Below are 13,482 nucleotides of genomic sequence, written 5' to 3' on the forward strand. Positions count from 1 at the left end.
GGAGAGGGGAGCGAACCGGCGTTACTTCACTGTGGCGCCGGTTTTTTGCTGGATCTCTTCGCGCGTCACGCCCGGCGCCAGCTCCACCAGTTTCAAACCGTCCGCGGTCACGTCGAGCACGCCGAGGTCCGTGATGATGCGGTTGACCACGCCCACGCCCGTCAGCGGCAGATTGCACTCCTTCAGGATCTTGATGTCCTCGGTGCCGTCCTTCTTCTTGGCCGTGTGTTCCATCAGCACGACCACGCGGCCCACACCGGCGACGAGGTCCATCGCGCCGCCCATGCCCTTGACCATCTTGCCCGGGATCATCCAGTTGGCCAGGTCGCCGCGTTCGTTGACCTGCATCGCGCCGAGGATGGCCAGGTTGATATGGCCGCCGCGGATCATCGCGAACGAGTCCGCCGACGAGAAGATCGACGAGCCCTTGAGCGTCGTCACCGTCTGCTTGCCGGCATTGATCATGTCGGCGTCCACTTCATCCTCGGTCGGGAACGGGCCGATGCCCAGCAGGCCATTTTCCGACTGCAGCCAAACCTCCATGCCTTCCGGCACATGGTTCGCCACGAGCGTCGGCAGGCCGATGCCGAGGTTCACGTAGAAACCGTCTTCGAGTTCGCGGGCTGCGCGCGCAGCCATTTCGTCACGTGTCCATGCCATGGTTGTCTCCTCACTTAGCACGCACGGTGCGCTGCTCGATGCGTTTTTCGGGGGTGGCGTTCAGCACCAGCCGTTGCACGAAGATGCCGGCCAGATGCACGTCGTCCGGATCGATCTCGCCGGTTTCGACGATCTGCTCGACTTCGGCGATCGTGATCTTGCCGGCCATCGCGCAGACCGGGTTGAAGTTGCGCGCGGTGCGGCGGAACACGAGGTTGCCGGCCTTGTCGGCCTTGTACGCCTTGACCAGCGCCACATCGGCGGTCAGCGACTGTTCCATGACGTATTGCTCGCCATTGAACTCGCGCACTTCCTTGCCTTCGGCCACGATCGTGCCGACGCCCGTCTTCGTGAAGAAGGCCGGGATGCCCGAGCCGCCGGCGCGCAGCTTCTCGGCCAGCGTGCCCTGCGGCGTGAATTCGAGCTCGAGTTCGCCGGCCAGGTACTGGCGCTCGAACTCCTTGTTCTCGCCGACGTACGACGAGATCATCTTCTTGACCTGACGCGTGGCGAGCAGCTGGCCCAGGCCGAAGCCATCGACACCGGCATTGTTGGAGATGCAGGTCAGCTGCTTCGCGCCGCTGTCGCGCAGCGCCGCGATCAGCGCTTCCGGGATGCCGCACAGCCCAAAACCGCCCACGGCGATCGTCTGGCCATCACGGACGACGTCCGCGAGCGCCTCGGTGGCGCTGGCGTAGACCTTGTTCATGCTTTGCTCCTTGTTCCTCGGTGATTCCCGCGCGGATGACGTGCCGCCCCGGGATGATCGGCAAGGCACGCCGGGAAATTGTAACGGTACAATCTTTCACGTGCGAGCGATGTCCGGGCCACAGCATACGCCAAGCCGCCGCGCCGACGCCATTACGTAAAAGTACATAAGGGACAAGCCTAGGGATGATGCCGGCCATCGATTACCAGACCGCCTTCCAGCTGGCACCCGTCGGCCTCGTGCTGTCGCGCGAGCGCATGATCGAGGATTGCAACGACGAGGTGTGCCGGATTTTCGGCACCACGCGCGCGGTGCTGATCGGACAGTCGTTCCAGACGCTCTACCCGACCGCCGACGAGTTCGAGCGGACAGGCGCGCGCATCGTGCCCATCATGAATGCGCGCGGCATGTATTCGGACGAGCGGATCATGAAACGGGCCACCGGGGAGCTGTTCTGGTGCCATGTCACCGGGCGGGCGCTCGATCGGCGGCAGGCGCTCGGGGCGGGCATCTGGACGTTCGAGGACCTGTCGCAGAAGCGGCCCGTGACGGCCGAGCTGACGGCGCGCGAACGCGATATCGCGGCGCAGCTGGTGGAAGGCAAGACCAGCAAGGAGATTGGCAAGCTGCTGGCGATCAGCCCGCGCACGGTGGACATCTACCGCGCGCGGCTGATGAAGAAGTACGGGGCCCACACGGCGGTGGACCTCGTACAGCGGCTGGTGAGTCGTTGATTCCCTGCTACGAGCGGCTGCGCCGCCCGCCCTCTCCCCAGGGGAGAGGGGAGCAAACACGCTTTATCGCTTGGCGATCGACTGTTCGGCCTTGGTCACGAGGTCCGCGCCGATCTGCTTCTTCCACTTGTCGTAGACCTTGGCGGTCGCCTTCTTGAACGCGTCGCGTTCGGTCGGCGACAGTTCGGTGACCTTCACGCCGTGCTGCTCCATGGCCTTCCATGCCGGCGCGCCGGCCTCGGACAGGCCCTTGCGGGCGAGCTCGATCTCCTGCTTGCCGGCATCGATGGCGGCCTGCTTGACGATATCGCGGTCCGCCGGGGTCCAGCTTTCCCAGATCTGCTTGTTGACCACGAAGATCAGCGGGTCGGCCACGTAGCCCCACGTCGTCACGAACTTCTGGCCCACGGTGTACAGCTTGGCGGCCGCGAAGATCGATTGCGGGTTCTCCTGGCCGTCCACGGCGCCCGAAGCCATCGCGGGCTGCGCGTCCGCCCAGCTCATCTGCGTCGGGTTGGCGCCCAGCGCGTTGAAGGTCTCGATATACAGCGGCGAGCCCACCACACGCAGCTTCAGGCCCTTCATGTCCTCGGGCTTGCGAATCTCGTGCTTGGAGTTCGACACTTCGCGGAAACCGTTCTCGCCCCATGCCAGCGGCACCACGCCGGCCTTCTCGAGCGTCGTGAACATCTGCTTGCCCACTTCACCCTGCGTCAGCGCGTCGATGGCCTTGTAGTCGGGCATCAGGAACGGCAGCGAGAACAGGTTCAGTTCCTTGACCTGCGGGGACCAGTTGATGGTCGAGCCGACGGCCATGTCGATCACGCCCTGGCGGATCGCGGAGAACTCGCGGGTCTGGTCGCCGCCCACGAGCGAGGTGCCCGGGTACAGCTTGATATTGATGCGGCCGTTGGTGCGCTGGCGCACGAGGTCCGCCCAGATTTCGCCGCCCTTGCCCCAGGGGAAGGCGGTACCGACCACGAGCGACAGCTTGTATTCGGACTTGTAGGTCTGGGCCATGGCGCCCGCGGGCGCGAGCGCCGCGGCGGCGATCGTGGCGGCAACGGACAGCATCAAAGCACGGCGTTTCATGCAACTCTCCTCGTTGGGAATCTTCGATAAGTCTTGTCAATAACCAAGGTAGTCCGGCAGCCACGTCGCCAGCGGCGGGTAGGCCAGCACCATCAGCATCGCGACGAACATCGCGGCCAGCAGCCAGATGACCCATGGCACGGTCTCTTCCATGCGGACGCGGGCAATCCGGCACGACACCATCAGGTTCACCGCGAGCGGCGGCGTGAACTGGCCCAGCGCGACCTTGAGCGTCAGCACCACGCCGAACCACACGGGGTTCCAGTGGAACGCGTTGGCGATGGGCAGCAGCAGCGGCACGAAGATCAGGAAGATGGAAATGCCGTCGAGGAACATGCCCACGGTCATCAGCAGCAGCACGATCAGCGCGAGCACGCCGTATTCGCCGAGACCAGAGTTGGCGATGGCGGCGGCGAGCGGATCGATGACCCCGAGCGTGGACAGCGCGTAGGCGAAAATGCCGGCCAGCGCGACCACGAGCAGGATCACGGCCGAGGTTTCCGCGGCTTCCTGGAAGATCACGAACAGGTCGCGCATGCCGATGGAGCGATAGATCACCATGCCCACGAACAGGCCGTAGACCACCGCGACCACGGCCGCTTCGGTCGGCGTGAACCAGCCCGCGCGCATGCCGCCGAGAATCAGGAACGGCGCGACCAGGCCCCACGCGGCTTCACGCAGGCTCTTCCAGAACGGCGGGCGCGGCAGGCCGGCCTCGATGGCACCCATCTTGTGCTTGCGCGCGAGCCAGACCGCGGGGACGATCAGCGCCACACCGGCCAGCACGCCCGGGATCATGCCGGCCGCAAACAGCGCGGGCACCGAGGCGCCCGGCACGAGCACGCTGTAGATGATGAACGCGACCGACGGCGGGATCAGGATGTCCGTCGCCGCCGCGGCGCCCACCACCGACGCGCTGTACGCGGGCGGATAGCCGGCCCGCGACATCGCGGCGATCATCACGCCGCCGACGGCGGCCGCGTTGGCGGGACCCGAACCCGAGATGCCGCCGAGGAACATCGCGACGAGAATCGCGACCAGCGGCAGCATGCCGGGCCCGCGCCCGACGATGGCGATGGCGAACGTGACGAGCCGCGCCGCGACGCCGGACCGATCGAAGATCGAGCCGACGAGCACGAACATCGGAATGGCCAGCAGCGGGTACTTGGCCAGCCCCGCATAGAAGTTCTGCGGCACGGCCAGCAGGCCGAACATCTGCGTGTCGAGGTTGGACAACGCGATGGCGGCCACGCCGCCGAGGCCCAGCGACACGCCGATGGGCACGCCGAGCAGCATCAGGATGATGAAGACCGCAAACAGGACGATGGCGACGAGGGTCATGGCGCGCGCCCTCCCGCATCACGGTCGGCACGCTGCTGGCTCAGTGCCTTCAGCGCGCGCACGTTGCGCGCCATCAGGCCCAGCGCCCGCAGCACGATGGCCATCGAGAACACCGGCAGCCAGATCGAATACCACCAGCTGGGGACGCCGATGCCCGGCGAGGTCTCGCCGAACGTGTATTCGTCCCACGTGACGCGCGCGCCGAGCACGGCCAGCGCGAGGAACATCACGGCCACGCCGAGCGCGGAGAGGATGGCGAGCCGCCGCTGGCGGGCCTCGCTGCCACGCTCGAAGAAGAATTCGATGCGGATATTGCGATCGCGCGCCACCGCGGCGCTGCCGGCCACGAGCGCGAGCACGATCATCAGGAAGACCGAGAACTCCTCGGTCCAGGCGAACGATTCGTCGGTGAAATAGCGGACGATGACGTTGATGAAGGTGATGGCGACCAGCAATACCATCACGATGACGCCGACCCAGTCCTCGATACGCGGCGAGACGCGGAAATCCTTGTCTTTCGCTTCGTCAACGGCTTCCGGCACCACGGCCGAATCCATCAGGTGCTGCGAACCCGCGTGTTGCGGCCCGGCGTTGCGCCGTGCCTGCTCCTCTTGATCCATCTCCCCGGCCTCCGGTCCGGTCCGCGCGCGCGAGTACATACGTGTGCGTGCGCCGCGCGGTCATGCTCGTTTTTAATGTTTTGACGGCAAAAGCCTGTCGATTATGCCAAGAACTGCCCACCCCGAGGGACCGGATAAGCCCGGAGGTTCATGGACAGCACGCCCGCGCGCGCTTTTGGCGCGCTGCCGGGCGGATTGGCGGACTGCGGTTATACCATCCCGTCGTCGGCGGTCATCACGGCGCCGTTGATAAAGCGCGAGGCATCCGACGCCAGCAGCAGCATCAGGCCGTCGAGATCCTCGGGGCTGCCCAGCCGTTTGCGCGGCAGCATCTGGATCAGCTTCTGGCCCGCATCGGTGTCCCAGTGATGGCGATTGATCTCGGTCTCGATATAGCCCGGGCAGATCGCGTTGGTGTTGATGCCGTGCCGCGCCCATTCGAGCGCCATGGCCTTGGTCATCTGCACCACCGCGGCCTTGCTCATGCAATAGAGGCCGATCTGCGGCAGCACCTTCAGCCCCGCGACCGACGAGATATTGATGATGCGCGCCTGCGGCAGCGGATTGCCGAGCTTTTCCGCGCCCTTGGCCCGCGCGATCATGCGCTTGGCCACTTCCTGCGCCACGAAGAACGCGCCGCGCGTGTTCGTATCGAACACGAAGTCGAAATCGTCGGGCGTGACCTCGGAGAGCCGCTGCGTGGTGGATACCCCGGAATTGTTGACCAGGATATCGATGGAGCCGGCCTCGGTCTCCGCATGGGCAACGGCGGAGCGGATGCTGTCGAAGTCGGTGACATCGAGCCCGACCACGTGCGCGCTGCCGCCGTCCGCCTCGATGGCGGCCCGCAGTTCCTTGAGACGGTCCACGCGGCGCGATGCCAGCACGACCTTGGCGCCCGCGGCGGCCAGTACGGTGGCGAAACGCGTGCCGAGACCGCTCGACGCGCCGGTCACGAACGCGACCTTGCCTTCCAGATTGATCGACAAACCCATGATTACCTCGGTGTGGGGGCACGGCCAGTCAGGCCGGACGTCCGCCGCCTACCCTTGCCTGAAGCGGAAGGCAGCATATCAAAAAAAAGAACGATCGTTCCAAAAAATGTCTTGCCTGAGGGTGTCGAGTCCCGGACAATGCCGGAGATTCTAAGAACTTGGTCCCCAAAGGGAAAGAGGAAAAACGCCTACAGGGCCCGCCTTTTCTCCCGCCACGCCCGGTTCGTCCAGTCAGCCGCAGCATCTCCCACAACCGCAGACCCGCATTCGCATATTGCGCGCTGCATTGCGCGGCAGTCATGCCGCCACGAAAAAGTAGAGGGTTAGAGACAATGGATCAGCAACAGCTCCTGGAGCAGTTCGGCCCCCGCGAAGCCATGGAGTACGACGTCGTCATCGTTGGCGCGGGCCCCGGCGGCCTGGCCACGGCGATTCGGCTCAAGCAGCTTGCCCAGGAGAAAGGTGGCGACGTCAATGTCTGCGTGCTCGAGAAAGGTTCGGAGCCCGGTGCGCACATCCTGTCCGGCGCGATCATGGATCCGCGCGCGCTGACCGAACTCTTCCCGAACTGGAAGGAGCTGGGCGCACCGCTGAACCAGCCCGTGGCCGAGGACAAGTTCCTGTTCCTCGACGAGACCGGCTCGAAGGCGACGCCCGACGCGCTGCTGCCCGAGTGCTTCCATAACCAGGGCAACTACATCATCAGCCTGTCGAACTTCGTGCGCTGGCTCGGCCAGCAGGCCGAGGCGCTGGGCGTCGAGATTTTCCCGGGCTTTCCGGCCGCCGAGGTCCTCTACAACGACGACGGTTCGGTCAAGGGCGTGGCCACCGGCAATATGGGGATCAACAAGGAAGGCGAGCCCACCGAGAACTTCCAGCTCGGCATGGAGCTGCACGCCAAGTACACCATCTTCGCGGAAGGCGCGCGCGGCCACCTGGGCAAGCAGCTGATCGCGAAGTACAAGCTCGATGCGGGCAAGGATCCGCAGAGCTACGGTATCGGCATCAAGGAGCTGTGGGAGATCGATCCGGCCAAACACAAGGCTGGCCTGGTCGTGCACACGGCCGGCTGGCCGCTGGATCCCGCCACGTATGGCGGCTCGTTCCTCTATCACATGGAGGACAACAAGGTGGCCGTGGGCTTCGTGGTCGGCCTCGACTACACCAATCCGTGGCTGTCGCCGTTCGAGGAATTCCAGCGCTTCAAGACCCATCCGGAAATCCGCCAGTATTTCGAGGGCGGCAAGCGCATCGGCTATGGCGCGCGCGCGATCACGGCCGGCGGCCTGCTGTCGCTGCCCAAGACCGTGTTCCCGGGCGGCGCGCTGGTCGGCTGCGAAGCCGGTTACCTGAACGCCTCGCGCATCAAGGGCAGCCACGCCGCGATCAAGACCGGCATGCTTGCCGCCGATGCCGCGTTCGATGCGCTGCAGGCGGGCCGTCAGCACGACGAACTCTCGGCCTACCCGGCCGCGTTCGAGCAGAGCTGGCTCTACAAGGAACTGCTGCAGGCGAAGAACTTCAAGCAGTGGTTCAAGAAGGGCCGCACGACGGCCACGCTGATGACGGGCATCGAGCAATGGCTGCTGCCGAAGCTCGGCATTCGCAACCCGCCCTGGACGATCCATCGCACCAAGCCGGACCACGTGTACCTGAAGCCGGCGGCCGAGTGCCAGAAGATCGAATATCCGAAGCCCGACGGCAAGCTCACGTTCGATCGTCTGAGCTCGGTGTTCATCAGCAACACGAACCACGAGGAAAACCAGCCCGCGCACCTGACGCTCAAGGATGCGAGCGTGCCCGTGAACGTGAACTGGGAAAAGTTCGCGGGCCCGGAGGCGCGCTATTGCCCGGCCGGTGTGTACGAGTTCGTGCAGAACGACGCGGGCAAGGAACGGCTGCAGATCAATGCGCAGAACTGCGTGCACTGCAAGACCTGCGATATCAAGGACCCGACGCAGAATATCGTGTGGGTGACGCCGGAAGGCGGCGGCGGTCCGAACTACGTCAATATGTAAGGCAGTTTCGGGCTTCGGCCATTTCCGATCGTGACGCGCGTGCCTAGGATGGGATTTTTCCTTCGCATGCTTTCACGATGGGTGTTTCGACGCGATGGGCGGCGCTTTGTAGATTGCGATGTTGTTTGCCATGTCGCTTGCTATCCCGCGTGCTGGCGGGCGCGCTGCTGGGCCGGGCGATAACGGCCATGGCCGCTGGCGACCCTGCCGTCGCCACGGTGCCCGGATGCAGTTCGCGCCTGCACGCCGCCTCGCAGCACTTCCTCGACGCCGCGTGCCGGCGTGAGATCCCGGACGCGGCTCCCGCGTCCGACGGCCCCCTCGCCTGCAATGGCAAACCCTCCAACGACTTCGCGCCCGCGTGGTACTACCTGCCGCTGCGGCATTACCGCACGCGCGAGATCGTGCCCGAACAGTGGCGCGTCGCCCCGGCCCCGCCCAACGCGTGGATGCGCGACGAGGCAGGACTGCATCGCGCCGGGATCCGCGCGCAACGCCAGTTTCGCCATGCCCTGCGCTTCCGCTTCGATACCGGCGGTGTCACGCCGTTACAGCCAGCCAGCGAAGTCGTTTCGCCGACGCTCGATGGATGGCTGGCCCAGTTGCACGCGGCACGGAACGACCCCGTCGCCATGCGGTGGCTGTCGTGGAGCATCCGGACGCGCGGGCTCGGCTGCGCGCCCGAGGAGTTGCTCGATCGATGGATCCATCGCGCGCGCGAGATGCAGGAGGATGCTCGCGACGCGGACGATGGGGCCCGCCCGCTGTTCGCGGCCGTGGCCTATGTGGGCGACGAAGCGGCCAGCATCGTCCACTACGTGGTCCATACCGGCACCGACGGCTTCGAACATCTGCTGATCGTGGACAGCATGCCGGCGCCATCGACGCTGCTCGACCCATTCGGGGACCGGACCGTGCACAACGGCATGGTGGCGACGATCCACCATATGAGCGCCGTGGCCGCCGAGAAGACCGACTTCCGCTCGGTCCGCGTCGGCATGAGCCTGCGCGTCAATGCGGAGGCCATGCGCGAAGCGGGGTTCGTGCGCGATGGCCCGGATGACGCCACGCCCCCAGGCGGGACGACCTCGAGCCCGCGGGACGACCTGTAACGCTTCCCGCGCGCGTGCTATGCGTCGAACGATCGGCCCCCTACACCGTCATCCGCGTGCTGCTCAGCAGTTGCTCGTAGATAAAGCACTGCAGCAGCGTCAGTTCGCGTTCGCCCAGCGCGTCGAACGCGACGCCGCATGCCGGGAATTCTTCGTCTTCGCTGCCGGCCGGCGCGCCGCGTACCTGCGCGTTGACCGTGACATCGCTGTCGATCGATGCCGTGCGCAGGCGGAAGCGCAGGCGGATGCGGCTGCCGATGGCGAGGCCCGGGGCCGAGGTCTGGATCAGCGCCCCGCCCGTGCTGAGGTCCGATAGCAGGCCGAGCCTTGCCATCCCGCTTGCCACGAGCCCTTCCATCGGTTCGTCGTCGTTGTCGTGCACGAGGTATGCGGCCAGGCGCGTGGGGACGCGCGCGGCGCTGCGGACCGGCGTGTGTTCGGCTTCCGCGGGCGACGACAGCACCAGATAGCGGAACGGGCTGCGGCATGCGGCCGTGACCGTCGATGTGAAGCTATGGATCGCCTGGCCGGAGAAGCCGCGCAGCAGCAGCGTTTCGCCAGCCTGCACCGTGAGCTCGCGGCCGCCGAGGCTTGGCCATGTCACGAACAGGCCCTGATCGATAAAGCCGATCAGCCGGCTGGCCGCCGCGCGCGAACTTTCGCCGGGCAGTTTCACGTGCAGCAGCGTGCCGACCTGCAGGCCGAGCGGGCCCGCGCTCAGGCGGCCGCCGCGTGGACTGACGGGGTCGTTCTCCGCTTCGGACAACTCGTCCGGGCGGCAGACGACGCCGTGGCGAAACACGAGCGCGAGGTCGCGCTTGTCGGGAATCACGCAACCGCTGCCGAGCATCAGGTTGCCGTCGCCGTCGAGCAGCGACCATGGCAGGGGCGCGCCGACCGGCAGGTCTTGAGGGGATAGCTGGATCATGGCAAGCGTCTCCATGAGAGCGGCTGAAAAGGTCCAACGACCGTTCTCATCCGCAAATGTCACGAGCGGTCGGACGGTGGGCGTCCGCCAGATTTGATATTTATCTGCTATCGACCGTTTGAAGACAACCTTGACCCCTCTCTCGACCCCCATTAGCGGGGGATCGGCCTTGCGGCTTGACGGACCGGCTCGCCGCGGCCACAATCTGTCCATTCAAAGCTGTCTGACAGCCTGACATATCAATGGAACCGCTTTCCCGCCCTGCCTCGCTGGCCAACCGTATTGCCCAGACCCTGCGCGACGATATCGCGGCCGGCCGATTCCCTGCCGGGGCGCGGCTTCCGGCCGAATCGGGGCTGGCCGAAGCGTTTGGCGTAAGCCGGCCGATCGTGCGGGAAGCCATTGCCCTGCTCAAGGCCGACGGCGTGCTCGTGACGCGCAAGGGCTCCGGCGCCTATGTTTCGGAAACGCCGGGCGGGCAGGTGTGGCGGGTGCCCAGCGCGCCGGACGGCGGGCCGACGCTCGAACAGCTGTTCGAGCTGCGGCGCGTGGTCGAGGTGGCCTGCGCGGAGATGGCCGCGCGGCGGCGCACGCAGGCCGATATCGCGGCGATTCGTACCGCGCTGGATGCCATGTACGCGCATGCGATGGATTTTCCGAGTGCTGCGGCGGCCGATGTCGCGTTTCATCATGCGATTGCCGCGGCCGCGCATAACCCCTGCTTTACCGGGCTGACCGACTTCGTGAGCCAGCAATTGCTGATCGCGCGGCAGCGCGCGTGGGAGAACAGCGCGCGCCTGTCCGCGCAGACCGGCGCGCCGCGCGCGGCCGATGCCGAGCATGCGGCGCTGGTCGCGGCCATCGAGGCGGGCGATGCGGCGCGGGCACGGGCCGCGGCGCAGGCGCACCTTGCGGCCGCCGCGGCACGCATGGGGCTCGCTTTGTCCTGACAGATCACACGTATCGAGGAGCATTGGATGGAACAGGTCGATTGCGTCGTCATTGGCGCCGGCGTCGTGGGACTAGCGGTGGCGCGCGCGCTCGCGCTGCAGGGGCGCGAGGTCATCGTGCTCGAGGCCGAGAATGCGTTCGGGACGATAACCAGCGCCCGCAACAGCGAGGTGATCCACGCGGGCATCTACTACCCTGCCGGGTCGCTCAAGGCCGAGCTGTGCGTGCGGGGCAAGGCGATGCTGTACGACTTTTGCGAGAGCCATTATGTCGAGCATCGGCGTTGCGGCAAGCTCATCGTCGCGACGAGCGCGGGTCAGGTGGCGACGCTCGAGGGCATTCGCGCGAAGGCGGCAGCCAATGGCGTCCACGATCTGCGCATGCTCACGCGCGACGAGGCGCGGGCACTGGAACCTCAGCTCGAATGCGAGGCGGCCCTGCTTTCGCCCTCCACCGGGATCATCGATAGCCACGGGTTGATGACGGCGCTGCTTGGCGATGCGGAGAATGCCGGGGCCATGCTGGCGGTGCAGTCGCCGGTGTTATCGGGGGCGGTCACGGCCGAGGGGATTCGGCTCGAGGTCGGGGGCGAGGGGACGACGACGCTGCTGGCGCGCACCGTGGTGAACTCCGCGGGGCTCACCGCGCCGGAGCTTGCGCGGCGTATCGACGGGATGCCTTTGGCGCATGTGCCGCCGCAGTTTTACGCCAAGGGGTGCTATTTCACGCTGGCGGGACGCGCGCCGTTTTCGCGGCTGATTTATCCGGTGCCGGAGGCGGCCGGGCTCGGGGTCCATCTGACGCTGGACCTCGGCGGACAGGCGCGGTTCGGGCCGAATGTGCGGTGGATCGACGAGATCGAATACAGCGTGCCGCCGCACGATGCGGATGGGTTCTATGCCGAAGTGCGGCGGTATTGGCCGGGGCTTGCCGATGGGGCGTTGCAGCCCGGGTATGCGGGGATTCGGCCCAAGATCAGCGGACCTTCGGAGGCCGCGGCGGATTTCCGGATCGATGGGCCGGGCGTGCATGGGGTGCCGGGGTGGGTGAATCTGTTCGGGATCGAGTCGCCGGGGTTGACGTCGTCGCTGGCGATTGCGGAGCGGGTGGTGGGATTGGTTTGAGGCGCCCCTCCAACCCAGCCAATCTCACCCCCAACCCTTCTCCACCTCGTCGTAACGAAAACTCTTCCACGCACAGCACGCGCCGAGCAACGCCGCGATGGCGGCGAGGCCGAATGTGTGCGACGGCGCCAGGGTCTTCCATGTCCAGCCCATGGCGAGGCCGCCGAGGGTGCCGCCCACGCCGTACGAGATACCCGTGTACAGCGCCTGCCCCCTCCCCTGCAGCGGCCCCGCGAACCAGTGCTGCAGCCGCTTGAGGCTTGCGCTGTGGTGCGCGGCGAACGTCGCGGCATGGAGGATCTGCACCGTGGCCATCAGCCACGCGAACTGCGCGAGGTAGCCCGTGAGGCCGAACCGCACCGCCGCCAGCACGAACGTCCCTGCCAGGATCGTGCGCAATGCAAAGCGCGAGAACAAACGGCCCTGGTAGAAGAAGAAAACAATCTCCGCAACCACCCCGATGGTCCACATTACGCCGATGGCCAGCTTGCCGTAGCCGAGCCGCTCGAGATACAGAGAGTAGAAGACATAGAGCGCCGCATGCGCGAACATCATCAGCAATGCGGAAGCGAAGAACCATGCGACGTCGGGACGGCGCAGCAATGGCAATGCGGGCGGCGGCCGAACGCGGGGACCGTCGTCCGTGGCGTCGCGCATGCCCAGCACCACGAGCGCGAACAGGCCCAGCATCGCGCTGGCGAGCCACGGAAACGCGAGAATGCCGAAGTGCTCGAACAGCGCGCCACCCAACAGTACCGCGCCGATAAAGCCCGCCGAACCGAACATGCGCACCCGGCCGTAACGGTGGTCGAACGCGCCATGGCGGCGCAGCGTGGAGATGGTGAGCGCATCGCCGAGCGGCGACATCGCGCTGGTGATCAGATTGAGGCCGATCATCATCGCCATCATGCCGCCATAGGTTTCCACCCCGGGCACGATCAGGAAGGCGAGCAGTGCGGACACCGCCGTCAGGCGAAGAATCCGCACGCGCGTGTGCATGACGTCGGAGAGCCAGCCCCACAGATAAGGGCCGACGATGCGGCTGACCTGAAAGCAGGCCATCAGCACGCCGATCTGCACGGGCGAGAACCCGCGTCCGGAGAAATACAGGCTGATATAGGGCGAGATGACGCCTACATAGCCGTAATAACCGAGATAGAACAGCCCGAAGCGAAGATAGGTCGCGGTATCGATGCCG

At 66.1% G+C, this 13,482-nt stretch carries 12 protein-coding genes and 1 pseudogene; 5 read left to right on the plus strand and 8 right to left on the minus strand.

The window, feature by feature from the left end:
- Positions 1-21: 21 nt before the first annotated feature.
- Together FOB72_RS08415 and FOB72_RS08420 are read right to left on the minus strand one after the other, a co-directional pair.
- Positions 22-660, minus strand: a complete 639-nt coding sequence (locus tag FOB72_RS08415) for a CoA transferase subunit B (RefSeq protein WP_150372105.1) — start codon at positions 658-660, stop codon at positions 22-24.
- Positions 661-670: 10 nt separating this feature from the next.
- Complete coding sequence (locus FOB72_RS08420) at positions 671-1,369, minus strand: CoA transferase subunit A (protein WP_150372106.1); 699 nt, start codon at positions 1,367-1,369, stop codon at positions 671-673.
- Positions 1,370-1,557: 188 nt separating this feature from the next.
- Between FOB72_RS08420 and FOB72_RS08425 the strand changes: the two genes are divergently transcribed.
- Positions 1,558-2,103: a PAS and helix-turn-helix domain-containing protein gene (locus FOB72_RS08425; RefSeq protein WP_150373808.1), complete on the plus strand. Its 546-nt coding sequence runs from the start codon at positions 1,558-1,560 to the stop codon at positions 2,101-2,103.
- Positions 2,104-2,166: 63 nt separating this feature from the next.
- Here FOB72_RS08425 and FOB72_RS08430 read toward each other — a convergent pair whose 3' ends face one another.
- The 4 genes from FOB72_RS08430 to FOB72_RS08445 all read right to left on the minus strand — a co-directional run bounded on the left by FOB72_RS08430 (position 2,167) and on the right by FOB72_RS08445 (position 6,151).
- Positions 2,167-3,195, minus strand: coding sequence for a DctP family TRAP transporter solute-binding subunit (locus FOB72_RS08430; protein WP_150372107.1), 1,029 nt, complete (start codon positions 3,193-3,195; stop codon positions 2,167-2,169).
- Between the two features lie 36 nt (positions 3,196-3,231).
- The gene (locus FOB72_RS08435) at positions 3,232-4,536 is read right to left on the minus strand and encodes a TRAP transporter large permease (RefSeq protein WP_150372108.1); all 1,305 of its coding nucleotides are present in this window, start codon (positions 4,534-4,536) and stop codon (positions 3,232-3,234) included.
- Complete coding sequence (locus tag FOB72_RS08440; RefSeq protein ID WP_150372109.1) at positions 4,533-5,156, minus strand: TRAP transporter small permease; 624 nt, start codon at positions 5,154-5,156, stop codon at positions 4,533-4,535. The genes FOB72_RS08435 and FOB72_RS08440 overlap by 4 nt, the downstream gene beginning before the upstream one ends.
- A gap of 209 nt (positions 5,157-5,365) precedes the next feature.
- Positions 5,366-6,151, minus strand: a complete 786-nt coding sequence (locus FOB72_RS08445; RefSeq protein WP_150372110.1) for an SDR family oxidoreductase — start codon at positions 6,149-6,151, stop codon at positions 5,366-5,368.
- A gap of 332 nt (positions 6,152-6,483) precedes the next feature.
- On the opposite strand from FOB72_RS08445, the gene FOB72_RS08450 reads away from it, so the two are divergent.
- Positions 6,484-8,169 carry an electron transfer flavoprotein-ubiquinone oxidoreductase gene (locus FOB72_RS08450; RefSeq protein WP_150372111.1) on the plus strand — a complete coding sequence of 562 codons (1,686 nt, stop codon included), beginning with the start codon at positions 6,484-6,486 and terminating at the stop codon, positions 8,167-8,169.
- A 188-nt stretch (positions 8,170-8,357) separates the two neighbouring features.
- The gene (locus FOB72_RS08455; protein WP_150372112.1) at positions 8,358-9,281 is read left to right on the plus strand and encodes a hypothetical protein; all 924 of its coding nucleotides are present in this window, start codon (positions 8,358-8,360) and stop codon (positions 9,279-9,281) included.
- Positions 9,282-9,321: 40 nt separating this feature from the next.
- On the opposite strand, the gene FOB72_RS08460 is transcribed toward FOB72_RS08455, so the two are convergent.
- The gene (locus FOB72_RS08460; RefSeq protein ID WP_150372113.1) at positions 9,322-10,209 is read right to left on the minus strand and encodes a flagellar brake protein; all 888 of its coding nucleotides are present in this window, start codon (positions 10,207-10,209) and stop codon (positions 9,322-9,324) included.
- A gap of 242 nt (positions 10,210-10,451) precedes the next feature.
- Here FOB72_RS08460 and FOB72_RS08465 point away from each other — a divergent pair, with 242 nt between their 5' ends.
- Both FOB72_RS08465 and FOB72_RS08470 read left to right on the plus strand, forming a co-directional pair.
- A complete protein-coding gene (locus FOB72_RS08465; RefSeq protein WP_150372114.1) occupies positions 10,452-11,159 on the plus strand; it encodes a FadR/GntR family transcriptional regulator in 708 nt (235 codons plus the stop codon).
- A 27-nt stretch (positions 11,160-11,186) separates the two neighbouring features.
- Positions 11,187-12,284 (plus strand): NAD(P)/FAD-dependent oxidoreductase, encoded by a 1,098-nt coding sequence (locus tag FOB72_RS08470; protein WP_150372115.1) that lies wholly within the window; start codon positions 11,187-11,189, stop codon positions 12,282-12,284.
- On the opposite strand, the pseudogene FOB72_RS08475 reads toward FOB72_RS08470, so the two are convergent.
- Positions 12,212-13,448, minus strand: a pseudogene (locus FOB72_RS08475) (MFS transporter); the annotation flags it as partial. The gene FOB72_RS08470 and the pseudogene FOB72_RS08475 overlap by 73 nt on opposite strands.
- Between the last annotated feature and the right edge of the window lie 34 nt (positions 13,449-13,482).

It is taken from the genome of Cupriavidus pauculus, assembly GCF_008693385.1.
In the GTDB taxonomy this organism is placed as follows: Bacteria; Pseudomonadota; Gammaproteobacteria; order Burkholderiales; family Burkholderiaceae; genus Cupriavidus; species Cupriavidus pauculus_D.

What these genes read in the sequence shown, in the direction of transcription:
- FOB72_RS08425 (WP_150373808.1), top strand. Translation starts at nt 1,558, where the DNA reads ATGCCGGCCATCGATTACCAGACCGCCTTCCAGCTGGCACCCGTCGGC.
- FOB72_RS08455 (WP_150372112.1), top strand. Translation starts at nt 8,358, where the DNA reads ATGGCCGCTGGCGACCCTGCCGTCGCCACGGTGCCCGGATGCAGTTCG.
- FOB72_RS08420 (WP_150372106.1), bottom strand. Translation starts at nt 1,369, where the DNA reads ATGAACAAGGTCTACGCCAGCGCCACCGAGGCGCTCGCGGACGTCGTC.
- FOB72_RS08430 (WP_150372107.1), bottom strand. Translation starts at nt 3,195, where the DNA reads ATGAAACGCCGTGCTTTGATGCTGTCCGTTGCCGCCACGATCGCCGCC.
- FOB72_RS08445 (WP_150372110.1), bottom strand. Translation starts at nt 6,151, where the DNA reads ATGGGTTTGTCGATCAATCTGGAAGGCAAGGTCGCGTTCGTGACCGGC.
- FOB72_RS08470 (WP_150372115.1), top strand. Translation starts at nt 11,187, where the DNA reads ATGGAACAGGTCGATTGCGTCGTCATTGGCGCCGGCGTCGTGGGACTA.
- FOB72_RS08415 (WP_150372105.1), bottom strand. Translation starts at nt 660, where the DNA reads ATGGCATGGACACGTGACGAAATGGCTGCGCGCGCAGCCCGCGAACTC.
- FOB72_RS08465 (WP_150372114.1), top strand. Translation starts at nt 10,452, where the DNA reads ATGGAACCGCTTTCCCGCCCTGCCTCGCTGGCCAACCGTATTGCCCAG.
- FOB72_RS08440 (WP_150372109.1), bottom strand. Translation starts at nt 5,156, where the DNA reads ATGGATCAAGAGGAGCAGGCACGGCGCAACGCCGGGCCGCAACACGCG.
- FOB72_RS08460 (WP_150372113.1), bottom strand. Translation starts at nt 10,209, where the DNA reads ATGATCCAGCTATCCCCTCAAGACCTGCCGGTCGGCGCGCCCCTGCCA.
- FOB72_RS08450 (WP_150372111.1), top strand. Translation starts at nt 6,484, where the DNA reads ATGGATCAGCAACAGCTCCTGGAGCAGTTCGGCCCCCGCGAAGCCATG.
- FOB72_RS08435 (WP_150372108.1), bottom strand. Translation starts at nt 4,536, where the DNA reads ATGACCCTCGTCGCCATCGTCCTGTTTGCGGTCTTCATCATCCTGATG.